The 21,926-nt window shown below is 61.3% G+C and carries 22 protein-coding genes and 1 pseudogene; 7 read left to right on the top strand and 16 right to left on the bottom strand.

Annotated elements, in window-relative coordinates:
• Window positions 1-198: 198 nt before the first annotated feature.
• The 6 genes from tal to GCM43_RS16955 form a co-directional block, all read right to left on the bottom strand.
• Window positions 199-1,134, bottom strand: coding sequence for a transaldolase (tal, locus tag GCM43_RS16980; RefSeq protein ID WP_152246375.1), 936 nt, complete (start codon window positions 1,132-1,134; stop codon window positions 199-201).
• A gap of 85 nt (window positions 1,135-1,219) precedes the next feature.
• The gene (locus GCM43_RS16975; RefSeq protein ID WP_152246373.1) at window positions 1,220-1,618 is read right to left on the bottom strand and encodes a response regulator; all 399 of its coding nucleotides are present in this window, start codon (window positions 1,616-1,618) and stop codon (window positions 1,220-1,222) included.
• A gap of 9 nt (window positions 1,619-1,627) precedes the next feature.
• On the bottom strand, window positions 1,628-3,064 hold the full coding sequence (locus tag GCM43_RS16970) for an ATPase domain-containing protein (protein ID WP_152246371.1): 1,437 nt from the start codon (window positions 3,062-3,064) through the stop codon (window positions 1,628-1,630).
• A 62-nt stretch (window positions 3,065-3,126) separates the two neighbouring features.
• The gene (locus GCM43_RS16965; RefSeq protein WP_152246369.1) at window positions 3,127-3,981 is read right to left on the bottom strand and encodes an SIS domain-containing protein; all 855 of its coding nucleotides are present in this window, start codon (window positions 3,979-3,981) and stop codon (window positions 3,127-3,129) included.
• Between the two features lie 3 nt (window positions 3,982-3,984).
• Window positions 3,985-5,454 (bottom strand): glucose-6-phosphate dehydrogenase, encoded by a 1,470-nt coding sequence (gene zwf / locus GCM43_RS16960; RefSeq protein ID WP_152246367.1) that lies wholly within the window; start codon window positions 5,452-5,454, stop codon window positions 3,985-3,987.
• Between the two features lie 255 nt (window positions 5,455-5,709).
• Entirely contained in the window at window positions 5,710-5,961 is a 252-nt protein-coding gene (locus GCM43_RS16955) for a hypothetical protein (RefSeq protein WP_152246365.1), read from the bottom strand.
• A gap of 70 nt (window positions 5,962-6,031) precedes the next feature.
• Between GCM43_RS16955 and GCM43_RS16950 the strand changes: the two genes are divergently transcribed.
• Window positions 6,032-6,985, top strand: a complete 954-nt coding sequence (locus GCM43_RS16950) for a chemotaxis protein (protein WP_152246363.1) — start codon at window positions 6,032-6,034, stop codon at window positions 6,983-6,985.
• 167 nt (window positions 6,986-7,152) lie between these two features.
• On the opposite strand, the gene GCM43_RS16945 is transcribed toward GCM43_RS16950, so the two are convergent.
• Together GCM43_RS16945 and pgi are read right to left on the bottom strand one after the other, a co-directional pair.
• Window positions 7,153-8,043 carry an SMP-30/gluconolactonase/LRE family protein gene (locus tag GCM43_RS16945; RefSeq protein WP_226929526.1) on the bottom strand — a complete coding sequence of 297 codons (891 nt, stop codon included), beginning with the start codon at window positions 8,041-8,043 and terminating at the stop codon, window positions 7,153-7,155.
• A gap of 8 nt (window positions 8,044-8,051) precedes the next feature.
• Window positions 8,052-9,728, bottom strand: a complete 1,677-nt coding sequence (gene pgi / locus GCM43_RS16940) for a glucose-6-phosphate isomerase (RefSeq protein WP_152246361.1) — start codon at window positions 9,726-9,728, stop codon at window positions 8,052-8,054.
• A gap of 335 nt (window positions 9,729-10,063) precedes the next feature.
• Here pgi and edd point away from each other — a divergent pair, with 335 nt between their 5' ends.
• Complete coding sequence (gene edd / locus GCM43_RS16935; protein WP_152246359.1) at window positions 10,064-11,977, top strand: phosphogluconate dehydratase; 1,914 nt, start codon at window positions 10,064-10,066, stop codon at window positions 11,975-11,977.
• Between the two features lie 3 nt (window positions 11,978-11,980).
• Entirely contained in the window at window positions 11,981-12,607 is a 627-nt protein-coding gene (locus GCM43_RS16930) for a bifunctional 4-hydroxy-2-oxoglutarate aldolase/2-dehydro-3-deoxy-phosphogluconate aldolase (protein WP_152246357.1), read from the top strand.
• 62 nt (window positions 12,608-12,669) lie between these two features.
• Here the strand turns inward: GCM43_RS16930 and GCM43_RS16925 are convergent, their stop codons facing one another.
• A complete protein-coding gene (locus GCM43_RS16925; protein ID WP_152246355.1) occupies window positions 12,670-13,575 on the bottom strand; it encodes a LysR family transcriptional regulator in 906 nt (301 codons plus the stop codon).
• A gap of 86 nt (window positions 13,576-13,661) precedes the next feature.
• On the opposite strand from GCM43_RS16925, the pseudogene GCM43_RS16920 reads away from it, so the two are divergent.
• Together GCM43_RS16920 and GCM43_RS16915 are read left to right on the top strand one after the other, a co-directional pair.
• Window positions 13,662-14,441 (top strand): annotated as a pseudogene (locus GCM43_RS16920) (NAD(P)H-dependent oxidoreductase).
• A 133-nt stretch (window positions 14,442-14,574) separates the two neighbouring features.
• On the top strand, window positions 14,575-15,111 hold the full coding sequence (locus GCM43_RS16915; RefSeq protein ID WP_152246353.1) for a type IV secretion protein Rhs: 537 nt from the start codon (window positions 14,575-14,577) through the stop codon (window positions 15,109-15,111).
• Here GCM43_RS16915 and GCM43_RS16910 read toward each other — a convergent pair.
• From GCM43_RS16910 to GCM43_RS16895, 4 genes are all read right to left on the bottom strand, one after another.
• Window positions 15,101-15,535, bottom strand: coding sequence for a pyridoxamine 5'-phosphate oxidase family protein (locus GCM43_RS16910; protein WP_152246351.1), 435 nt, complete (start codon window positions 15,533-15,535; stop codon window positions 15,101-15,103). The genes GCM43_RS16915 and GCM43_RS16910 overlap by 11 nt on opposite strands.
• 129 nt (window positions 15,536-15,664) lie before the next feature.
• A complete protein-coding gene (locus GCM43_RS16905) occupies window positions 15,665-16,624 on the bottom strand; it encodes a diguanylate cyclase (RefSeq protein ID WP_152246349.1) in 960 nt (319 codons plus the stop codon).
• Between the two features lie 2 nt (window positions 16,625-16,626).
• Window positions 16,627-17,250: a chemotaxis protein CheC gene (locus tag GCM43_RS16900; protein WP_152246347.1), complete on the bottom strand. Its 624-nt coding sequence runs from the start codon at window positions 17,248-17,250 to the stop codon at window positions 16,627-16,629.
• A 2-nt stretch (window positions 17,251-17,252) separates the two neighbouring features.
• A complete protein-coding gene (locus GCM43_RS16895) occupies window positions 17,253-17,621 on the bottom strand; it encodes a response regulator (RefSeq protein ID WP_152246345.1) in 369 nt (122 codons plus the stop codon).
• A gap of 192 nt (window positions 17,622-17,813) precedes the next feature.
• On the opposite strand from GCM43_RS16895, the gene rpiA reads away from it, so the two are divergent.
• Window positions 17,814-18,491 (top strand): ribose-5-phosphate isomerase RpiA, encoded by a 678-nt coding sequence (gene rpiA / locus GCM43_RS16890; protein WP_152246343.1) that lies wholly within the window; start codon window positions 17,814-17,816, stop codon window positions 18,489-18,491.
• A 1-nt stretch (window position 18,492) separates the two neighbouring features.
• Here rpiA and GCM43_RS16885 read toward each other — a convergent pair whose 3' ends face one another.
• Window positions 18,493-19,014, bottom strand: coding sequence for a DUF6622 family protein (locus tag GCM43_RS16885; RefSeq protein WP_226929525.1), 522 nt, complete (start codon window positions 19,012-19,014; stop codon window positions 18,493-18,495).
• Window positions 19,015-19,213: 199 nt separating this feature from the next.
• Window positions 19,214-19,486, bottom strand: a complete 273-nt coding sequence (locus tag GCM43_RS16880) for an oxidative damage protection protein (protein WP_152246341.1) — start codon at window positions 19,484-19,486, stop codon at window positions 19,214-19,216.
• Window positions 19,487-19,702: 216 nt separating this feature from the next.
• Between GCM43_RS16880 and kdsA the strand changes: the two genes are divergently transcribed.
• A complete protein-coding gene (gene kdsA / locus GCM43_RS16875; RefSeq protein WP_152246340.1) occupies window positions 19,703-20,548 on the top strand; it encodes a 3-deoxy-8-phosphooctulonate synthase in 846 nt (281 codons plus the stop codon).
• 48 nt (window positions 20,549-20,596) lie between these two features.
• Here the strand turns inward: kdsA and argA are convergent, their stop codons facing one another.
• A complete protein-coding gene (gene argA / locus GCM43_RS16870) occupies window positions 20,597-21,907 on the bottom strand; it encodes an amino-acid N-acetyltransferase (protein ID WP_152246338.1) in 1,311 nt (436 codons plus the stop codon).
• Window positions 21,908-21,926 lie beyond the last annotated feature (19 nt).

The following is a 21,926-nucleotide window of genomic DNA, read 5'->3' as shown; positions in this document are numbered from 1 at the left end:
AGCCTAAGGGCGGATACAGCATCCAGTTACCCGGTCTTGATATGCCTACCAAGAATTTTGACAGCGGTTAATGTTGTTCGCAACACCATCAACCGCATGAGAGGAATAATACAAGGTCGGATTAGCCCGCAGGGCGTAATCCGACACCACCCACGGCGTCAAACCAGCGCCAAAGCCGCGTAATCGCACGCGAACCTATCAGCGCAGCGCAGAAATCATCTGCTTGAGCTTGCCCGAATCGACGCAGAAGGCGCGGATGCCTTCGGCCAGCTTTTCGGTGGCCATCGCGTCTTCGTTCATCATGAAGCGGAAGGCTTTTTCATCGAGCGTCATCTGCACGATATTGCTGCCGGGGGCGGCGTCGGCGCTCAGCTTGCGTTCCAGCGGTGCATCGGTGTCGGCCAGCTTTTGCAACAGGTCCGGGCTGATGGTGAGCAGGTCGCAGCCGGCCAGTTCGATGATCTGCGAGGTATTGCGGAAGCTTGCGCCCATCACCTCGGTCTTGTAGCCGAACTTGCGGTAGTAGTTGTAGATGCGCTTGACCGACTGCACGCCCGGGTCTTCCGCGCCGACGTAGTCGATGCCGGTCGATTTTTTGTACCAGTCATAGATGCGGCCGACAAACGGCGAAATGAGCTGCGCACCGGCTTCGGCGCAGGCAATCGCCTGGGCCAACGAAAACAGCAGCGTCATGTTGCAGCGGATGCCTTCTTTTTCCAGGATCTGCGCGGCGCGGATGCCTTCCCAGGTCGAGGCGATCTTGATCAGCACGCGTTCGCGGCTAATGCCGGCGTTCGAGTACAGCGCGATCAGGTCGCGGCCCTTGGCTACCGTGCCTTCGGTATCGAACGACAGGCGTGCATCGACTTCGGTCGACACGCGCCCGGGGATGGTTTCCAGGATTTTCTCGCCAAAGGCGATCAGGAGGCGGTCGATGATTTCGCCATTGTTGGCGTTCGGATGGTCGCGCACGGCCTTTTCCAGCAGCGGCTTGTATTCGGCCTTCTGCACCGCTTTCAAGATCAGCGAAGGATTGGTGGTGGCGTCGCGCGGGGTGTACTGTTCGATGGCCTGGAAGTCGCCGGTATCGGCTACGACGGTGGTGTATTGCTTGAGTTGTTCGAGCTGGTTCATGTGCGCTGCCAATCTGATAAGGGTTTGTTTGCGGGTTTATTTTACCCTCAACCCGCCGTGGTCAGCATGACAATTATGGCCAGCTCTATGGCTGGCGTGCCAGCAGCTTGTCGATTTCAGCCAGCAGCACATCGAACGACACCGGCTTGCGAAAGAAGCTGTCGTATACCGGCTGCACTTCGCCCGGGATAATGCCTGCGCTCGACAGGATGAACGGAATTGCCTGCAGCGCCGGATCGGCACGCCATGCCAGGCACAGCTCGCCGCCGTTCATCACCGGCATCATGAAGTCGGACACCACCAGGTCAGGCGGCTCGCGCCGTGCCGCCGCCAGCGCCTCGGCGCCGTTGCCGGCGGTACGCACACGAAAGCCTTTGAGCTCGAACAGCATGGTATAGGCCGACAGCAGGTCGAACTCATCGTCAACTACCAAGATGAGCTTGCCATCGGGATTGCCGTCGACAGGGACTGAGTGGTCGATCATGCCCGCCCACTATCCGTTAAAGGCCGGCAGCACGGTCGGCGGCGCCGGGCCGTCGATGCTCATGCCCTGACTGGAGATCAGCAGCACATGATTGGCTGCGTTATAGCCGTTTTCACGCAGTTTGAGCACGCCGATCTGGCGCAGGTTGATGCCATCGACGTTGACGTAGCGCAGCAGAATGATATTTTCAAACAGCACCGACGCCGCCGTTTCGTTCTGCACGTGAGCGTTGCCGAAGTAAGGCAGCTCCTGCGTCAGGAAGGTGGTCACGTTGAGCACGCGCAATCGGTTGACAAAGGCCGACAGGAAGGCGCGCGAACGCCCTTCGTGCAGCACGATGTCGCTCAGCCCGTCGAGACCATCGAGCAGCATGCGCGTGACCTTGCGTGCCGCAATGTTTTCCAGCACGTCGCGCGCCAGGCTGTCGACCAGCACTTCGAGCGGCGGATGCCAGATAATTTGCAGCGCGCCGCTGTCAAAGTACGATTGCAGTTCCAGGCCGACATTGCGCGCCTTTTCCAGCATCTGCTGCGGCGACTCGTGAAAGCCGACGATCAGCGCCGTTTCACCGCGCTGCAAACCCTCGTGGATAAAATGCAGCCCCATCAGGGTCTTGCCCACGCCCGGGTTGCCCAGCAGCGCGGTGGTCGAGCCCTTGGCTACGCCGCCATTGGTCAGGTGGTCCCAGCCGGCAATGCCAAAACCGAGGCGCTCGCGCGATACCGGCGGCATGGCGGCCGAGGTGCTGCTGACCGCTTCCAGGCGCGGATAGACGGCAATGCCGTCTTCGCCCACTTCAAACACGTGGCGGCCCAGCAGATGCTTGCTGCCGCGCAGCTTGAAAACCTTGATTTCACGGATCAGCTGCAGACCGCGTTCATACTGGCCCAGCTCGATCAGACCGTCGACCAGCGTGTTTTCCGAATCGGCCACATTGCCCTCGGTAGGCGAGAGCAGGAAGGTGGTACAGGCCATGGTCGAGACCAGCGAATTCAAGGACAGCATGAATTCGGACAAGGCCAGGTCCGACGGCTTGGCTTCGCGCACGGTGCGAAAGCCGTCGATGATCATGATGTCCGGTCGTTGCTCGGCCAGCGTGGCGGCAATCGATTTGAGCAGTTCGCGCAACCCGCCCTTGAGCAGGTCGCTGTAGGCGCCGATAAAGCTGATGCGCTCGCCCACCAGGCTTTCGTCGAAAAACGAGAAGTTGCTCAGATGATTGAGCATCTTGCCGTGGGTTTCGGCGATCAGCGTCAGGATCAGCACCTTTTTGCCCTGGTGCGCATGCTCGAAAGCAATCTGGCAGGCCAGCGTGGTCTTGCCGCTGCCGGCCAGGCCCTGGATCAGATAGAGACTATGCGCAGGAAAGCCGCCACCGAGTATTTCATCGAGGCCGGGTACATGGGTGTTGAGCAGTTGAATGCGCTGGGCAGAACGGTTGGGCATGGCGCAAAGTTGTGAATGCGGCAAATAATGCCCGCACTGTAGCACATGCGCCGTTTGCCTGCTTAGCCGATGAATGAATCGAATTGCATGTCGAATTCCTGTAGCGCCTTCTGCGCGTTCTGCATTTTCTTGCGAAATTCGGGGCCGCGCTGCAGCGCCAGGCCGACCGCCAGCACATCGATCACCACCAGATAGGCCAGGCGCGCCGAGATCGGCGTGTACGGGTCGGTGTTGAAGATCAGGTCGATCGGGATCAGCACCGTGGCCAGTTCGGCCAGCGGCGTGCCCGATGGCGCCAGCACGATCACATCGGCGCCGCCACGGCGCGCCAGTTTGACCGAGCGCACCAGCGCCGGGCTGTTGCCGCGCTGCGAGATGGCCACCAGCGCGTCGCCGCCGCGCAGCAGGGCGGCGGCAATGCTGTGGATATTCGGGTCGCTGTAGGCGACCGTGGGCACACCCGAGCGGAAGAATTTATGCTGCGCATCGGCCGCCACGATGCCCGAGGTGCCCTGGCCGTAGAACTCGATCTTGCTGGCGCGCGACAGGATATCGAGCGCGCGCTGGATCGCTTCCGGGTTCAGGTTGTTGCGCAGGTCGAGCAGGGTATTGATCGAGCGGCTGCAGATCTTGTTGACCAGGTCGGCCGCCAGGTCGTCCTGCGCCGGCTGCTCGTTGGCGCCCGGCATGGCCAGCGCCAGACCTTGCGCCAGGCGCAGCTTGAACTCGTGCCAGCCGTCGTAGCCCAGCGTGCGGCAAAACCGCACCACGGTCGGCTCGGACACCTGCGCCGCCTTGGCCAGCGCCGTGATGTTACCGCTGACCGTCTGGTTCGGCTGGTCAAGCACCGCCAGCGCGACTTTTTTCTCGGACTTCGAGAGCGAGTCGAGCTGGGTGCGGATCGAGTCTAGCAGCATTGCTTAGTCTTCAGGCAAAGCTTCTTCGCGCCACTGCAAGCCGTCGCGGCCGATCAGTGCGCTCGCTGCCGCAGGGCCCCAGGTGCCGGCCGTGTACGGAATCGGCGCGTTGTCGTTCTGTTCCCAGTTTTCCAGGATCGGCTCGACCCATTCCCACGCCGCTTCCAATTCGTCGCCGCGCATGAACAGCGTCAGCTGGCCGCGCAGTACGTCGAGCAGCAAGCGCTCGTAGGCGTCCATGCGCGGCGTCTTGAACGATTCGCGGAAGTCCAGTTCCAGTTCGGCCGGTTTCAAACGCATGCCTTCGCCCGGCGTCTTGGCCATCAGGTTCAGGCTCAGGCCTTCGTCCGGCTGCAAACGGATCACCAGGCAGTTCGGCTGGAAGCTCGAGGTCGGCTGGTTGAAGATCGAATGCGGAATCTGCTTGAAGCGCACCACGATCTCGGCCAGGCTGTCGGCCATGCGCTTGCCGGTACGCAGGTAGAACGGCACGCCGGCCCAGCGCCAGGTATCGATCTCGGCTTTCATGGCAACAAACGTTTCGGTGCGCGAATGCTGCGGCGCATCGGGTTCGTCGCGGTAGCTCGGCACGGTGGCGCCGTCGACATGGCCGGCGCGGTACTGGCCGCGCACGATGTTTTGCGCCAGCGTGGTCGGCGTGAATTTTTTCAGCGAGCGCAGCACCTGCAGCTTTTCATCGCGCACGGCGTCCGGTGCGATCGACGTTGGCGGCTCCATGGCCACGATACACAGCAGTTGCAGCAGATGGTTCTGCAGCATGTCGCGCAGCGCGCCCGAGGTGTCGTAGTAACCCATGCGGTTGCCCACGCCCAGCTTTTCGGCAATCGTGATCTGCACATCGGAAATCCATTCACGGCGCCACAGCGGCTCGAACAGGATATTGCCGAAGCGCAAGGCCATCAGGTTCTGCACGGTTTCCTTGCCCAGGTAATGGTCGATGCGGTAGATCTGCGATTCCTGGAAGACCTTGCCCACTTCGGCATTGATCTGCTTGGCGCTGGCCAGGTCGCGGCCCAGCGGCTTTTCCAGCACCACGCGCGAATTGGGCGTGACCAGGCCGTTTTCTTCGAGGTTGTCGCAGATCAGCGCAAACAGGTGCGGCGGCGTGGCCAGGTAGTACACGCGCGTCAGTTCAGGGTCGCGCAGTGCCTCGACCAGCGGCGCATAGGTGTTGGCATCGCTGGCGTTGAGCGACACATAGACGATGCGCGCGCAAAACTTGCTCCAGGTGGCCGCGTTCATGGTGCTGGCCTTGATATGCGGGCGGGAATTGGTTTCCACCATTTTCAGGAAGGCGTCCTGGCCGCTGTCCTGGCGGCCTACGCAGATGATGCGCGCCGTCGGCGGCAAGTCGTTTGCCACATCGCGCGCATACATCGCAGGCAGCAATTTACGCATTGCCAAATCGCCGCTGCCGCCAAACAGGACCAGATCAAAATCGGTAAGAGCCATAATATGAGTGTCGTCGCAAAAGTAAAGGAGCCGGAGCCGGGAAGGTGCTGAACGGCGCTCGCGCGGTGGCGCGCCGCCTGTCGTTTATCGCCGCGTGGTGCCGCAGTGTGACGCTACCGTAAATTCGTGGTGTAAATTTACTACGTAGAACAGCCAATTGCAAGAAATTTTACTACATGATGTCTGGCCGTGCCACTGTCTTCATTATATGCGCGCCAGAGCGTTTGGCGCAGTCCGGATACGTTTGATTATTTTTCAATAAGGTTGACCGCCAGCCATGATTTTCATTGCCAAAAAAATCATTGAAACCCGTCTGATTTGCGCTGTAGCAACAAGGTTGGCAAGAAAACTGCACGCCGGTCGCTTCGGCGATTGAAAGTAACTTTCAGGAAATAAATTGACCGTATAATCCGCCGTATGCGCCAGCCATAAACTGGCCAGCATTTTTCTGCGCAGCTGCGTCGGCCCAGCCCCGAATCCGCCTCCCGACGTCACCGCGCCTGGCATCAGCCATCAGTCATCAATTGGTGGCGCGCGGTATGGCGGACTCACATATAAGATGGTTCAAGGGGAAATAATGAATTCAATGCAGCAAGACGTCGATGAACGCACGAGCCTGACGGGCAATAATAAATTCGAACTGTTTCTGTTCAAGCTCGGCACCAGCGACCATTCGACCAGCCGCGAGCTGTTCGGCATCAATGTGTTCAAGGTGCGTGAAATCATGGAAATGCCGGCCATCACGGCAGTGGCCGGCTCGCATCCGCATATGCTGGGCGTGGTCAATATCCGTGGCCAGATCGTGCCGGTGATCGACCTGCCGATGGCGGTCGGCTGCAAGAGCAATGGCTTGAAAATTCTGATGGTGACCGAATTTGCCCGTTCGACGCAGGCGTTTGCGGTGGAAGAGGTCGATGAGATCGTGCGCCTGGAATGGAATCAGGTCTTGTCGGCCGAATCGAGCGTCGGCGGCGGCCTGGTCACCAGTATTGCCCGCCTCGACGGCGACACCGACAAGACGCGTCTGGCACAGGTGCTCGACGTCGAGCAGATCCTGCGCAATGTGCTGCCCTCGGGCGACGCAGACGTGGACAAGACCACCATCGGCGACCAGGTACGCCTGCCTGCCGGTTCGGTCATCCTGGCCGCCGACGATTCGTCGCTGGCCCGTTCGCTGATCGAAAAAGGCCTGGAAGCGATGGGCGTGCCGTTCATTATGACCAAGACCGGCAAGGAAGCCTGGGATCGCCTGCAGGCCATCTCCAGCCAGGCCGCCAGCGAAGGCAAGACCGCCAAAGACAAGGTTGCACTGGTGCTGACCGACCTGGAAATGCCGGAAATGGACGGTTTTACGCTGACGCGCAATATCAAGAACGACGGCCGCTTCGCGACCATTCCGGTAGTGATCCACTCCTCGCTGACCGGCTCGACCAACGAAGACCACGTCAAGGGCGTGGGCGCCGATGGCTATGTGGCCAAATTCGTGGCCGCCGAGCTGGCTGATACCATTCGCAAGGTGCTGGCGAGGTAATGGCGGCGGCGCCGGTCGACGCTGATCGTCGTGGGTCGGCGTAGGTCGGATTAGGCCCTTCGGGCCGTAATCCGACAACACCGATGACGCCAGCAATGTTGGGCCGCGGGCCGTAATCATTGCCAACACAGTTGTCGGATTACGGCCCCTTTGGGGCCTAATCCGACCTACGCCTGATAAACGTTTTCTTTTTGTCCCGCCACATCCACCTGCACCGCCAGCACATGGCCGGTCAGCGGGTAGGCGGCGATTTCTTCTGGCGAGCGGTTATGGCTGGCGGTGGTGATATAGAGCGTGCGCAGGTCCGGGCCGCCGAAGGTCACCATGGTCGGGCAGCGCGCTGGCACCGCAATTTCTCCCAATAAAGTCCCATCGGGCGCAAAGCGCAGGATTTTGCCGCCTTCGAACATTGCCGACCAGTAGTTGCCTTCGCTGTCGACGGCGGCGCCGTCGGGACGGCCACCGTAATCGGCGGCTTTCTTGTCGGTGGAAAAGCGCTGGAATGCATGCGGCTCGGAAATGGCGCCGCTGGCCACATCGAAATCAAAGCGGTCGATGCGGTGGCTGGTGGTGTCCGAGTGGTACATGCTGCGCCCGTCAGGCGAAAAGCCCAGGCCGTTCGAGACTGTCATGCCGCCCGACCAGGCTTTGCGCACCTGGCCTTTTTCCAGCACGAACATTTCCGCCGACGGCGTGGTGCGCGGCTCGTAGATGGTGCCGACCCAGAAGCGCCCGGCAGGGTCAACCTTGCCGTCGTTAAAGCGGGTGGTGGCCATGTCGAATGGCGCCGGCGCCACTTCGGCCAGGCTGCCGGTGTTGGTGTCGAGGTGCGCAAAGCCGCTGCGCAGCGCCACGATCAGGCCGCCGCCGGCATTGATCGCCAGCGCCGACGGTTCGGTCGGCATGCTCCATTGCTGGCGTGCGCCACTCTCCGGATGGTAGCGGTGCACGGCGCGTCCGTCGATATCGACCCAGTACAGGGCCGCTTCCTCGCTGTGCCACAGCGGGCATTCGCCCACCTGCATGGCTTGCTGGCTGATATCCTTGATTTCGCTCATGACGTTCCTTACTGATAGGCCGACTTGGCGGCGCGCGCCAGCGCGATCAGGCCGTTGGTCGAGCTGTCGTGTTTTTCCGGTTCCGGCTGGCCGCTCAGTTCGCCCTGGATTTTCTTGGCCAGCACCTTGCCCAGTTCCACCCCCCACTGATCGAAACTGTTGACGTTCCACAGCACGCCTTGCACAAAGGTCTTGTGCTCGTACAGCGCGATCAGCGCGCCCAGCGTGGCTGGCGTCAGCTGATCCATCACGATGGTGTTGCTCGGACGGTTGCCGGGGAAGGTCTTGTGCGGCACCAAAGCTTCGATTTCGTCGCTTGGCAAGCCTTGCGCCTGCAGATCAAGACGCACTTCGTCACCGGTCTTGCCGGTCATAAATGCTTCCGACTGCGCAAAGCAGTTGGCCAGCAGGGCGTCATGGTGGCCCGGCAGGTCGTGCGTGGCGCGCAGCGCGGCGATAAAATCGATCGGCGTCACGTCCGTGCCTTGATGCAGCAGCTGGAAGTAGGCGTGCTGGGCATTGGTGCCGCATTCGCCCCAGATGACCGGGCCGGTAGGTACATCGACGGCCTTGCCGTCCTTGGTCACGCGCTTGCCGTTACTTTCCATATCGAGCTGCTGCAGGTAGGCCGGGAAGCGGCTCAGGTCCTGGTGATACGGTGCAATCGACACCGAGCTGCAGTCGAGGAACTGGCGGTTCCAGAAGCCGAGCATGGCCAGCACCACCGGCATGTTCTGCTCCAGCGGTGCGCTGCGGAAATGCTGGTCCATCGCGTGCGCGCCGGCCAGGAAGTCGCTGAAGTATTCAAAGCCGACCGCCAGCGCGACCGACAGGCCGATCGACGACCAGACCGAATAGCGCCCACCGACCCAGTCCCAGAATGGGAACATGTTTTCCGGATCGATACCGAAGTCGACGATGGCGGCGGCATTGGTCGAGACGGCCACAAAATGCTTGGCCAGGTCTTTTTCTTCGCCTTCAAGCAGGAACCAGGCGCGCGCCGTATTGGCGTTAAGCATGGTTTCGGCGGTGACGAAAGTTTTCGAGGCCACGATAAACAGCGTGGTTTCCGGATCGACCTTCGACAGCGTCGCTTCCATGTCGTGACCGTCCACGTTAGAGACGAAATGCATTTCCAGGTTCGGGTTGGCGTAGGAGCGCAGCGCCAGGCAGGCCATTTTCGGGCCCAGGTCCGAGCCGCCGATACCGATATTGACCACGTCGCTGATCGGCTTGCCGGTGTAGCCTACCCAGCTGCCATTGCGTACCTTGTCGGTAAATGCCTTCACGCGCTGCAGGACATCCTGCACGTCGGCATCGATATCCTGGCCGTCGACCACCAGCTTGCTGCCGCGCGGTGCGCGTAAGGCAGTATGCAGAACGGCGCGATGTTCGGTAAGATTGATTTTCTCGCCAGTGAACATCGCTTCGCGCTGGGCTTCCACGCCGCGTTCGCGCGCAAGATCCATCAGCAGCGACATGGTGGTGGCGTCGAGCCGGTTTTTCGAATAGTCGAGCAGCAGGCCGGCCGCGTCGACCGTCATCTGTGCAAAGCGTTGCGGGTTGGCGGCAAACAGCTGGCGCAGCTGCGCCTCGCGCATGGCGGTACTATGCGCTTGCAGTTGCTGGAAGCTGGCGGTGGCAGTAATGGCAGGGACTGGTGTGAGTTCGGCGGGCTGGCGCATGGCGTTCGGCTGGAATGAAGGTCTCGGTTATGTGGGAGCGCGGTTCGCCGCGGGGCTGCAGCGATGGCCGTGCGTTGTGCGAATATCATACATCAGAAAAAAGTAAATTCACTACAGGTATTGAGGAAGGCCTGGGTAAAAGTGAGGATTTCATGACGCTTTTAGCGTATTAAAAGGCACTTGAGGCAGAACAGCTGAGGTGGCGACAAACAGATTTTTTCCTTGAAATACGCAAAAAACAAGGCGATATTTCAGCCACTGGCGCTGGCAAGAGTGCTTCCGCTCCACCATTTTGTAGTAAAATTTCACGAAATACTTTTTTAAGGAATCTCATTATGGCGCTGCACCCAGTAGTCGAATCCGTAACAGCGCGCATTATCGCGCGCAGCCGGCCCTCGCGCGGCGCCTATCTGACGCACCTTGATGCAGCGCGCATCAAGGGCGTGCAGCGCGGCGCGCTGTCGTGTACCAACCTGGCGCACGGTTTTGCCGCCTTTCCTGCCAATGACAAGCTGGTATTGAAGGAATACAAGAAACCATCGGTGGCCATTGTCTCGTCGTATAACGACATGCTGTCGGCGCACCAGCCGTTCGAAGGCTATCCGGCCATTATCAAGGATGCCGTGCGCGAAGTTGACGCGGTGGCCCAGTTTGCCGGCGGCGTGCCGGCCATGTGTGATGGCGTGACGCAAGGCCAGCCGGGCATGGAGCTGTCGCTGTTTTCGCGCGACGCGATTGCCATGGCCACTGCCGTCGGCCTGTCGCACAATATGTTCGACTCGGCGCTGTACCTGGGCGTGTGCGACAAGATCGTGCCGGGCCTGCTGATCGGCGCGCTGCATTTCGGCCATCTGCCAGCCGTGTTCGTGCCGGCCGGTCCGATGACGTCGGGCCTGTCGAACAAGGACAAAGCCAAGGTGCGCCAGCTGTATGCGCAAGGCAAGGCTACCCGCGAAGACCTGCTCGAAGGCGAATCGAAGGCCTATCACGGCGCCGGTACCTGTACCTTCTACGGCACGGCCAACAGCAACCAGATGCTGATGGAAGTGATGGGCCTGCATCTGCCGGGCGCTGCCTTCATTACGCCCAACACGCCGCTGCGCGATGCATTGACGCGCGCCGCCGCCCAGCGCGCTGCCGTGATCACCGCGCAAAGCGACAGCTATCTGCCGGTCGGCCATATCGTCGATGAGAAAAGCATCGTCAACGCCGTGGTAGGTCTGCTCGCTACCGGTGGCTCGACCAACCATACACTGCACCTGGTGGCCATTGCCAAGGCGGCCGGTATCGTGATCGACTGGAACGATTTCAATGAGCTGTCGGCCATCGTGCCGTTGCTCACGCGCATCTATCCGAACGGCGACGCCGACGTCAACCATTTCCACGCTGCAGGCGGTACTGGTTACCTGATCCGCGAACTGCTCGACGCCGGCCTGCTGCACGAAGACGTCAACACCATTCTCGGCCACGGCCTGCGCGCGCACTGCAAGGAGCCGTTCCTGGGCGAAGACGGCAAGGTCTTCTGGAAAGACGCACCGAGCGCCAGCGCCGATGAAAGCGTGCTGCGCCCGGCCAGCAATCCATTCGCGCCGGATGGCGGCATGGTGCTGGTGGCCGGCAATCTGGGTCGCGCCGTGATGAAGGTGTCGGCCGTCAAGCCTGAGCACCGCACGGTGGAAGCGCCGGCGATTGTCTTCAATTCGCAGGAAGACTTCATGGCCGCCTACAAGGCCGGCCAGCTGGACCGCGATTTCGTGGCCGTGCTGCGCTTCCAGGGCCCGCGCGCCAACGGCATGCCGGAACTGCATGCGCTGACGCCGGCGCTGGCCAACCTGCAGGACGCCGGGCGCCATGTGGCGCTGGTGACCGATGGCCGCATGTCGGGCGCGTCGGGCAAGGTGCCGTCGGCGATCCACGTGTCGCCTGAAATCCTGGCCGGCGGTCCGCTGGGCCTGGTGCGCGATGGCGATATCATCCGTCTCGACGCCTTTACCGGCGTGCTCGAAGCGCTGGTGCCGCTTGACGTCTGGCAGGCGCGGTCGCTGGTCACGGCCGACCTGTCGCCGAACCATATCGGCATGGGCCGCGAGCTGTTTTCCATGTTCCGTTCCACCGTCAGCGCAGCAGAAGAGGGCGCGACCACTTTCGGCCTGCCGTCGCCGATTCCCACCACCGTTGCCTTGCACGAAGGTGAGAATGTCGGCGATACTGTGCCCGGTTCCGATGAAGACTTTTTGGCAAGGAAATAAGAGATGACCATGACACTACTGGAAATTATGCGCACATCGAGCGTGATCCCCGTGATTGCAATCGACGAGCCTGAACATGCAGTCCCGCTGGCGCGCGCGCTGGTGGCCGGCGGTATCCGCGTGCTGGAAGTAACGCTGCGCACCAAACACGGCCTGGAAGCGATCCGCGCCATGTCCGAAGTGCCGGGTGCCATCGTTGGCGTGGGCACCCTGACGCGTCCTGAAGAATTCGTTGCCGCGCGCGACGCCGGCGCCGTGTTCGGCGTCTCGCCTGGCCTGACGTCGGCACTGGTGGCGGCCGCCAAGAGCAGCGGCCTGCCGTTGCTGCCAGGCGTGATGACGCCCGGTGAAGTGATGGCAGCGCGTGAAAACGGCTTCCAGCAACTGAAACTGTTCCCGGCCGTGCCGGCTGGCGGCGTCGGTATGCTGAGCGCCATCTACGGCCCGCTGCCGGACGTGACGTTCTGCCCGACCGGCGGCATTTCGCAGGAAACCGCGTCGCAATTCCTGGCGCTGAAAAACGTGGCCTGCGTGGGCGGCTCGTGGCTGACGCCGAAAGACGCGATTGCGGCCGGCAACTGGGACCGCATTACCGAGCTCGCCAAGGCGGCCAGCGGCTTGCGAAGCTGATAAGTGGAAAAAACGACGCTGCGGCGTCGTTTTTTTTTGTTACGCGTCAAGGCTATGCAAAGTCAGCCAGCTGGCGCCACGGCGTTCTGGATATGCGTGCGCAGCCATTGGTGGGCGCCATCGCGGTGCACGCGTTCGTGCCACAGCATCGCCATGTCATAGCCCTGGACCTCGATCGGCGGTGCAACGGCAGTCAAGGCGCGATTACCGCGTACCAGGCGTTCGGGCACCATGGCAACCAGGTCTGTGGAGGCCAGCGCCGCCAGCATGAACAGAAAGTGTGGCACAGACAGCGCCACGCGGCGCGCCAGGCCGGCCTGCGCCAGCGCCTCGTCGGTCACGCCATAAAAGCCGCCGCCATTGTTGGACACGAGCACATGCTCCAGTGCGCAAAATTGCCTGATCGTCGGTTTGCGCTGCAGGTGTGGATGATCCACCCGGCCCGCCAGCACATAGCGCTCGGCAAACAGCACGCGCCGGCGCATGCCCGGTGGTGCGCCAGCGCTGGTGTGGAAGGCAAGGTCGATATCGCCCTGTTCGGCCTGTTGAGTGATGCGCGCTGGCGCCAGCTCCAACACTGCCAGCCGTGTGCCGGGAGCGAGCTGGCGCAGTCCTGCCAGTGCGGGCAGTACAATGGTCGATTCGCCATAATCGGTCGCGGCCACGCGCCAGGTAGTCGTGGCGCTGGAGGGATCGAAAGCACTGGCCGGCGCTACGGCATGACCTAGCGCTTCAAGCGCCAGGCGCAGCGGCTCGCGTAGCGCTTCGCCGCGCGCAGTCGGTTTCATGCCGCGCGGCCCGGGCAGCAGCAGCGGGTCGTCAAAGATGTCGCGCAGCCTGGCCAGATGCACGCTGACCGATGGCTGGGACAGGTTCAGCCGCAGTGCTGCACGCGTCACGTTGTGCTCGGCCAGCAGCACATCAAGCGTGACGAGCAGGTTCAGGTCGAGTCGCCGAAGATTAATCATATTAATACCTGCTATGTTGGGAATTCATTTCCAATATACCTGAGCGCGGCTTACGCTGTGTGCTTCTCACCTGACGGAGCATCAACATGAACATACTGATCGTCCACGCCCATCCCGAACCACTGTCGCTCAACGGCGCACTGAAGGATTTCGCGGTACGTCATTTAAAGGCAGCTGGCCATGCAGTGCAGGTTTCCGACCTCTACGCCATGCAATGGAAAGCCGCGCTCGATGCAGGTGATAGTCTCGATGGCGCGGCGGACGAGCGTTACGACGCAGCGCGCGATTCGCGCCGGGCCTACGACGGCGGCCGGCAAAGTGCCGATATCGTGCTCGAACAGGAAAAGCTGCGCTGGGCCGATACCGTGATCCTGCAGTTCCCGCTATGGTGGTTTTCAATGCCGGCCATTCTCAAGGGCTGGGTGGACCGCGTGTATGCCAACGGCTTTGCCTATGGCGTGGGCTAGCATTCCGACCGCCACTGGGGCGACCGCTACGGCGAAGGCAGCCTGGCCGGCAAGCGCGCCATGCTGATGGTAAGCACCGGCGGCTGGGAGTCGCACTACAGCGCGCGCGGCATCAATGGCCCCATCGACGATCTGCTGTTCCCGATACAGCATGGCATCCTGTTTTATCCGGGGTTTGATGTATTGCCACCGTTTGTGGTGTACCGTAGCGGCAAGGTGGACGAAGCTATATTTGCGTCGCTGTGCGCGCAACTGGGGCAGCGTCTCGATACGCTGTCGAGTACTGCGCCGATTGCGTTCCGTGCCCAGAACGCGGGCGACTACGATATTCCTGCGCTCACCTTGCGTGAGGATCTGGCACCGGGCCTTGCCGGTTTTGCGGCGCACCGAGTGTCCTGATGCCAGGCTGTCCGGCTGGCCATGCGCTCTTGCATGAACGCTGCCATGTCGGCGATACTGCTCCGTTTTACGGTCGGCAGGCATGACCCGACTTCACCGCGCGCCTTGCGCTGGCCATACAAAAGGATGACTGATGCAAAAGCTGCGCCGCCCGCTCACCGCCGGTGAAATCGCCATGGCGCGCAGCGTCTTCCAGGACGCCGTCGACTACGCACGCGTGCGCGTGGTGCGCGGCTCCTTTCTCCCCTTCAATCTGCAGGACCGCAACACGGCCATGACGCCGCGCGGCAGCATGTACTTCATGCAGGCCCAGTACCGCGACGACTTTTCACGCGAGGGCGCTGGCGGCAAGCTGTTCTTCATCCACGAGATGGTGCATGTGTGGCAGTGGCAGCTCGGTTACAGCTGCATGCTGCATGGCCTGCTGCTGGCGCTGACTGGCGGCTACTTGCGCCAGCGCGCCTATCGCTATGACAGCAGTGCGCCTGGCCGCCCCTTGAGCAGCTACAACATGGAGCAGCAGGGCGAGCTGATTGCGCATTACTTTGGCGCCACGCAGCTGGGCTTGCCGGCCATGATGGCCAGCCTGCCGTTTTTGCGCGATGCGCTGGCCGGCTTCCTGCGTCGGCCGGGCGACCCTGCACTGCTGCCGCGCTGGCTTACAGCGTAAGCTCGCCTTCGTCTTCGCCATCCCAGTAGTGGATGCGGCTGGCCTGTACCTTGATCAGGATAATGCCCGGCGTGGCAGGGCCTTGCTTGAACCAGCGGTTCATGCTGTCGTCCCAATGCTGCTCAAACTGCGACTGGTCGGTGATCAGTTCGGCATTGCCTTCAACGGCGATAAACAGCGGCGGCGCGCCAAACAGGCCGCCCTTGCCCTGGTAAGCCAGGCCGACTGCCGCGTCGCGCCGGATTTCCTCGACCATATGCGCATCGGCCCAGGTAAAGAACCACGAGCTGCCGTCGTAGTCGACATCTTCATTGTTGCTCATCGGGCGTGCGGCCACCTGGCCGTTGGCGGCGCGCGTGGTAAACATCAGAAAGTCGATATCGGCCATTTTTTTGGCCAGCTCCTGCAGTGTCCATGTGCTCATGCTGAAACTCCTTGAGGTGGGATGGCGCAAGCGGCCACATAGCTGCCAGTTGATCATGACGGCGTGCGCGCACGCGTGCGCCATCTCACGCTGGGCTGCATCTGGTGTGGAAAAACTGCTGAAGAAGCCTCAGACTGGCTGCGCCGTCACGCGGTTGCGGCCGGTGCGTTTGGACAGGTACAGGGCGCGGTCGGCCGCGCCGATCAGGGCGGCAATTTCCAGTGGCTGGCCCGGATTCTGGGTCGCTGCACCGATGCTCACGGTAATGTGCTTGAGCAGGTCGCCGGTTTTTTCATGCGGGATGCGCAAGCCCGCTGCATGCCGGCGTATGGCTTCGCCCATCTGCAGCGCCTGCGCTTGACTGGTGTCGGGCAGGATGGCGGCAAACTCTTCGCCGCCATAGCGCGCCAGCAGGTCGGTGGGGCGCTTGAGCATGGCCGCCAGTTCCGCGGTGACCTGTATCAGGCAGGCGTCTCCCTGCTGGTGGCCGTAGTGATCGTTGTAGTCCTTGAAATGATCGATATCGATCATCAGCAGCGACAGCGGGTTGCCGGTGCGCATGGCGCGCCGCATTTCCTTTTCGATCGTGACATCGAACTGGCGGCGGTTGGCCACGCCAGTGAGACCGTCGGAGAAGGTTTGCGAACGCAACACCAGGGTCTGCTCGCGCAGCAGCTTTTCACGCCCGACGGCGATGGTCACGTCATTGATCTGGATCAGGCAATGGCGCGGCACGCCCGGCAGGTTGATCGGCGTCACGGCAACGGCCTGCTGCATGCGCTCTTCGCTCTCGGTTGCACCGGGTGAATAGAGCGGGAACGGCGACTTGTGCAGCGTTTGCGACAGCAGCGACTGGAAATTGTCGCGCAGCGCCTGGGTGATGGCCGATTCGATGCGTTTGTGCTGCAGTTCCGGAAAGACTTCAAAGAAGTCGCGCCCCAGTACGGTGGCGGCCGGCCAGTCCGAGTGGCGCGCCATCCAGCCGTTCCACAGCACGATGCTGCGGTTTTCATCAAGCACGATGGCGCCCAGGTTGATGGCGCCGATGATGCTTTCAAGCAGACTGAGACGGTGCAGGACTTCTGGCATGGTCAAGCCTGTCCCAGGACCCTGGCCAGATAGCGGTCGACCTGTTCCTTCAGGTCGTGCAGGGCGGACAGATCGAGTACAAACGCCACATAGCCGTGGATCTGGTGCCTGGCCAGCACGAAGTCAATATGCAGCATCAGCACCACATCCTCGCCCTGCTCGCCGAAGACCGACAGGATTTCGGTGCTGGTGCCCACGTGGTAGACGGGCAGCGAGCCGTGCAGTTCGCTGCCGAACAGATTGGCCAGCGTGCCGACGCAGGCGTTGAGGATGATATTGCCGATCTCGCTCATCGCCTCCTGTTCCATTTCCGTCAGTTCCTGCAGCGGCATGCTGTCGCCAACCATCAGGCGCACGATCTCCAGGCTTTTATCTTCGGGAAACATCAGGATGGCTTCGGTGGCAAACGCGCCATCGTAGTGCTGGCTGACACCGCAGATGCGTTCGCCATCTTTCTTGCTGCCCAGTAGTTCTGCAGCGTCGGTGCGGTTCAGGAAGCTGATCGATGGCACCGACATGACGACTTCTTCATTGACGATCTCGCTCATGGCCGCGGCCGCATGGCCGACGCCGATATTGAAGATCTCGACCAGCGCGTCGTTTTCCAGTTCGGTGAGATTGACCATGTCTAGGCTGCCAGCGAGTCGATCAACTGATGAATACGGGTTTCCGTAATCGGCTTTTCCATGAAACCCACACCGAGCTCGACGGCGCGGTTGCGGATGGCGTTCTGCACATTGGCCGTCACCAGGAAGATATGGGTTTGTGGGCACTGGGCGCGCAGCTGCTCGGCGGCGGCCAGGCCGCCCATGCCGGGCATATTGACATCAAGCAGTATCAGGTAAGGCTGGAAGGTCGCCACTTTTTGCAGTGCCTCTTCGCCCGTTGCCGCTTCAGTCACCTGCCAGTCGGCGTGTTTGCTGAGGATAAATTGATGCGCCATCAAACGCGAGACCCGGCTGTCATCGACAACCAGTACCTGTTTACTGTGAGTCATGGTGTTCCTGAAGCGTAATAACTGTCAATTGTGTATTCTCGCATAAATTAAGTCTACATCTTGAAAATTGACCTGTGAAAAATTGCTTTAAGACAAATTGTTTTGGCAGCAAGCGAATTGCTGCACAGGCCATAGGCCGCGGCGATCCGTTAAAATAGCGCCATTTCCACTCCCACCATACTGTCTTTCACCATGACCCAAGACGAACTGAAGCAAGCAGTAGCGCGCGCCGCCATCGATTATGTTGTAGCCGGCGAGATCATCGGCGTCGGTACCGGCTCGACCGCCAATTTTTTTATCGATGAGCTGGCCAAGATCAAGCACACCATCAAGGGCACTGTGGCCTCGTCCGAAGCGACGGCGGCGCGCCTGGCCGGCCACGGCATTGCCGTATTCGATCTGAACGATGTGGAGTCGATTGCTGTCTATATCGATGGCGCCGATGAGATCAACGCCGGCGGCGCCATGATCAAGGGTGGCGGCGCGGCGTTGACGCGCGAGAAGATCGTGGCGTCGGTGTCGAAGCAGTTTGTCTGCATCGCCGACGGCTCCAAGCTGGTTGACACGCTGGGCGCCTTCCCGCTGCCGGTGGAAGTGGTGCCGATGGCCCGCGCTGCCGTATCGCGCCAGCTCGCTGCGCTGGGCGGCACGCCGCGCCTGCGCCTGAAGGCCGGCACCGACCAGCCTTTTATGACCGACAACGGCGGCGAGATTATCGACGTGCTGGGCCTGCAGATTGCCGACCCGGTAGCGCTCGAGCAGCAGATCAACCAGATCGTCGGCGTGATTGCGGTGGGCCTGTTTGCCGCACGCGGCGCCAATGTCTGCCTGCTGGGTACGGCTGACGGCGTTAAGAAACTGGCGTACTGAATCAGTGGCTGGCCGCTGCCTGCAGCGGCTGGCCCATCGCCTGGCGGTACACCTGCACGGTGCGCAGCAGGCCACCGAAAAAGATACCGCTAAATACGCCATACAGGCTGCAGACCGTCAGCACGAAGCCGGCCGCATGGACTTGCGCTGGCGCCACCGCCAGCGTGACGGCCACCGCATATTTCATGCAAAAAATAGCCAGCATCAGGATCAAAGGCAGCCAGCTGCCGGCGCGCTGCACCGTGCCGCGCCCGGGAAACGCGGTGATGCTGCGCGGGTTGCCCAGCTTCCAGGCCAGTGCCGTGCCAGCCAGCATGCCCACCGCCCATGCGTAGGGCGCCACGCCATGCAGGCCGAAACTGCCGACCACGCCTGTCAGCGACAACACCAGCATCACCAGCGGAATCACGCACAGCTTGCGCAAGCTCAATTCACGCGTGCGGCTGGCCAGTACGCCGCGATAAACCAGAAAACCCAGAATCGCCCAGACGTAGAGGGGAGTGTGGCTGAAGAGCTGTGTCATGATGTTCGCCTTGAAATGTGTTGTCGATGGACACACTATGCGCGCCGGCCTGGCAAAGGGCGACTGGTCTGCGACGAAACAAGGTGAACGTGCCGTGAAACGGCTGAAGGGAGCGCGAAAGTTGGTGCTGAAGTTGGCGCGAAAGCTGGAGGGTGCGCCCGCGGCGCTGTGGCCACGGGCACTGGGGCAGGCTGAAACCTTAGTCGGCCGGCGGGACGTAGCCCATGGCCGCATCGGCGCCGTCGCCGAAGAAATGTTTTTCCATCTGCGTGGCCAGGTATTTGCGCGCGCGCACATCGGCCAGGTTCAAACGGTTTTCATTGACCAGCATGGTCTGATGCTTGAGCCAGGCAGCCCATGCTTCTTTCGAGACCGATTCATAGATTTTCTTGCCCAGTTCGCCCGGGTACGGCGGGAAGTCCAGTCCTTCGGCTTCCTTGTTGAGTTTGACGCAATGGATAGTGCGGGCCATCTGTGCTCCTGAATCGAGATGAAGATAAAGCGTGATTATAAGGCAGTTTGCGCACGGCCTTTGGCCGGCGGTCGCGGCAGCGCGTGCGCCGTCTGCGCGGCGCTTGCGCCAGATCAAATTTGATTCGCGCTGCCCCAGCTAGTAAGATGGCTTGTCGCGCAAGTGTTCACTTGCCCTTTTCTGCAACAGTAGTCATTAACCCATATGGAAGCTCCCATGGTCTCAGTCAAAGTCAACGACATCAATGTCAGTAATGAAGGCAGCTTTACCCTGTTTGGCGGCATCAACGTGCTTGAATCGCGCGATCTGGCCCTGCGTAGCTGCGAAGAATATGTGCGCGTGACGCAAAAGCTGGGCATCCCGTATGTCTTCAAGGCCAGCTTTGACAAGGCCAACCGCTCGTCCATCCATTCCTATCGCGGCCCTGGCCTGGAAGAGGGCATGCGCATTTTCCAGGACGTGAAAGCGGCGTTTGGCGTGCCGGTGATTACCGACGTGCATGAGCCGTGGCAGGCGCAGCAGGTGGCCGAGGTGGTGGACGTATTGCAATTGCCGGCCTTCCTGGCGCGCCAGACCGACCTGGTGGTAGCGCTGGCCAAGACCGGCAAGGTCATCAACATCAAGAAGCCGCAGTTCCTGAGTCCGGGCCAGATGGCCAATATCGTGGAAAAATTCAATGAGGCCGGCAACGACCAGCTGATCCTGTGCGATCGCGGCACCTGCCTCGGCTACGACAACCTGGTGGTCGACATGCTGGGCTTTGGCGTGATGAAAAAAACCTGCAACGATTTGCCGATCATCTTTGACGTCACGCACGCCCTGCAGCAGCGCGACCCCGGTGGCGCCGCTTCCGGCGGCCGCCGCCAGCAGGTAGCCGATCTGGCCCGCGCCGGCCTGGCCGTCGGCATTGCCGGCCTGTTCCTGGAATCGCACCCGGACCCCGACAACGCCCGTTGCGACGGCCCAAGCGCCTTGCCGCTGGACCAGCTTGAGCCGTTCCTGGCGCAGTTGAAAGCGCTGGACGACCTGGTGAAGTCGTTTGCGCCGCTGGATATTCGCTGATTGATCCGATAACACCGCTTACAATATTGTTGGCGTTGCAGATGGTGTTTACAGGGTCTTGATCAGCACCTGCGACTTGCGCTGCCAGTTGTACATATGCTGGCGGTCTTTCGGCAGGTCGTCGACGGTGGCCGGCATGAAGCCACGCTTCTGGAACCAGTGCGAGGTGCGCGTGGTCAGCACGAACAGCTTGTTCAGGCCGGCGGCGCGCGCGCGGTTTTCCATGTGTTTCAGGATGCGCTCGCCATCGCCTTGCGCCTGCACGTCCGGGTTGACGGTCAGGCAGGCCATTTCGGCCATTTTCTGCGCCGGGAACGGGTACAGCGCGGCGCAGCCGAAGATCACGCCGTCATGCTCGATCACCGAGAAGTAATCGATCTCGCGCTCGATCAGTTCGCGCCCGCGCTTGACCAGCGTGCCGTCCGCTTCCAGCGGTTCGATCAGCTTGATGATGCCGCCGACGTCTTCGATGGTGGCCTGGCGCAGGCTTTCCAGGTTTTCATGGCTGATCATGGTACCCACGCCATCGTGGGTAAACAGTTCCAGCAGGGCCGAGCCGTCCATCGTGAAGGGCACGATATGCGAACGCTCCACGCCGTTATGGCAGGCCTTGACGCAGTGTTTCAGGTAGAACGCGGTGGCGTCGGGCAGGAAGCCGGCCATCAGCACGGCTTCGGCCTGGTGCGACGACAGCTCGCGAATTTCCACCCCGGCAGCATCGCTCATCATCGGCGTTTCGGTAATGAAGATCAGCTTGTCGGCGTGCAAGGCAATGGCGGCGCTGCAGGCCACGTCTTCCATGGTCAGGTTGAACGCTTCGCCGGTCGGCGAAAAACCGAGCGGCGAGAGCAGCACCAGGCCATCCGAACCGAGGATCGAATGGATGGTTTCCGCGTCGACCTTGCGCGTAATGCCGGTTAGTTCCAGGTCCACGCCATCGATCACGCCCAGCGGGCGCGCGGTAATGAAGTTGCCTGAAATAATGCGGATGGCCGCATGCGACATCGGCGTATTGGGCAGGCCCTGGCTGAAGGCCGCTTCGATATCGAGCCGCAATTCGCCAGCCGCTTCTTTCGCGCATTCCAACGCAGCAATGTCGGTAATGCGCACGCCGTTGTGAAAACGGCCTTCGACGTTACGCAAGGCCAATTGCTCGGCCACTTGCGGGCGCGAACCATAGACTACGGTGACGTTGATATCGAGCGCATGCAGCAGCGACAGATCATGGGCCAGCACCTGCAGCGCCCCGGCACTGACGAGTTCACCGGGGAAAGCGACCACGAAGGTCTTGCCGCGAAAGGCGTGGATGTAGGGCGCGACGGAGCGCAGCCATTGGACGAATTGGGTAGGGTTTTCCATCAGGCGCATTATAATTGCC

Origin of the sequence: Janthinobacterium aquaticum, from assembly GCF_009208565.1 — a bacterium.
Lineage (GTDB): Bacteria > Pseudomonadota > Gammaproteobacteria > Burkholderiales > Burkholderiaceae_D > Janthinobacterium.
Note: the sequence above shows the minus strand (reverse complement) of the source record. Positions and strands in the feature narration are given on the sequence as shown.

Excerpts from the sequence above, each read along its gene's own strand:
- tal (WP_152246375.1), bottom strand. The coding sequence starts at position 1,134 with ATGAACCAGCTCGAACAACTCAAGCAATACACCACCGTCGTAGCCGAT.
- GCM43_RS16975 (WP_152246373.1), bottom strand. The coding sequence starts at position 1,618 with ATGATCGACCACTCAGTCCCTGTCGACGGCAATCCCGATGGCAAGCTC.
- GCM43_RS16970 (WP_152246371.1), bottom strand. The coding sequence starts at position 3,064 with ATGCCCAACCGTTCTGCCCAGCGCATTCAACTGCTCAACACCCATGTA.
- GCM43_RS16965 (WP_152246369.1), bottom strand. The coding sequence starts at position 3,981 with ATGCTGCTAGACTCGATCCGCACCCAGCTCGACTCGCTCTCGAAGTCC.
- zwf (WP_152246367.1), bottom strand. The coding sequence starts at position 5,454 with ATGGCTCTTACCGATTTTGATCTGGTCCTGTTTGGCGGCAGCGGCGAT.
- GCM43_RS16955 (WP_152246365.1), bottom strand. The coding sequence starts at position 5,961 with ATGCCAGGCGCGGTGACGTCGGGAGGCGGATTCGGGGCTGGGCCGACG.
- GCM43_RS16950 (WP_152246363.1), top strand. The coding sequence starts at position 6,032 with ATGAATTCAATGCAGCAAGACGTCGATGAACGCACGAGCCTGACGGGC.
- GCM43_RS16945 (WP_226929526.1), bottom strand. The coding sequence starts at position 8,043 with ATGAGCGAAATCAAGGATATCAGCCAGCAAGCCATGCAGGTGGGCGAA.
- pgi (WP_152246361.1), bottom strand. The coding sequence starts at position 9,728 with ATGCGCCAGCCCGCCGAACTCACACCAGTCCCTGCCATTACTGCCACC.
- edd (WP_152246359.1), top strand. The coding sequence starts at position 10,064 with ATGGCGCTGCACCCAGTAGTCGAATCCGTAACAGCGCGCATTATCGCG.
- GCM43_RS16930 (WP_152246357.1), top strand. The coding sequence starts at position 11,981 with ATGACCATGACACTACTGGAAATTATGCGCACATCGAGCGTGATCCCC.
- GCM43_RS16925 (WP_152246355.1), bottom strand. The coding sequence starts at position 13,575 with ATGATTAATCTTCGGCGACTCGACCTGAACCTGCTCGTCACGCTTGAT.
- GCM43_RS16915 (WP_152246353.1), top strand. The coding sequence starts at position 14,575 with ATGCAAAAGCTGCGCCGCCCGCTCACCGCCGGTGAAATCGCCATGGCG.
- GCM43_RS16910 (WP_152246351.1), bottom strand. The coding sequence starts at position 15,535 with ATGAGCACATGGACACTGCAGGAGCTGGCCAAAAAAATGGCCGATATC.
- GCM43_RS16905 (WP_152246349.1), bottom strand. The coding sequence starts at position 16,624 with ATGCCAGAAGTCCTGCACCGTCTCAGTCTGCTTGAAAGCATCATCGGC.
- GCM43_RS16900 (WP_152246347.1), bottom strand. The coding sequence starts at position 17,250 with ATGGTCAATCTCACCGAACTGGAAAACGACGCGCTGGTCGAGATCTTC.
- GCM43_RS16895 (WP_152246345.1), bottom strand. The coding sequence starts at position 17,621 with ATGACTCACAGTAAACAGGTACTGGTTGTCGATGACAGCCGGGTCTCG.
- rpiA (WP_152246343.1), top strand. The coding sequence starts at position 17,814 with ATGACCCAAGACGAACTGAAGCAAGCAGTAGCGCGCGCCGCCATCGAT.
- GCM43_RS16885 (WP_226929525.1), bottom strand. The coding sequence starts at position 19,014 with ATGACACAGCTCTTCAGCCACACTCCCCTCTACGTCTGGGCGATTCTG.
- GCM43_RS16880 (WP_152246341.1), bottom strand. The coding sequence starts at position 19,486 with ATGGCCCGCACTATCCATTGCGTCAAACTCAACAAGGAAGCCGAAGGA.
- kdsA (WP_152246340.1), top strand. The coding sequence starts at position 19,703 with ATGGTCTCAGTCAAAGTCAACGACATCAATGTCAGTAATGAAGGCAGC.
- argA (WP_152246338.1), bottom strand. The coding sequence starts at position 21,907 with ATGGAAAACCCTACCCAATTCGTCCAATGGCTGCGCTCCGTCGCGCCC.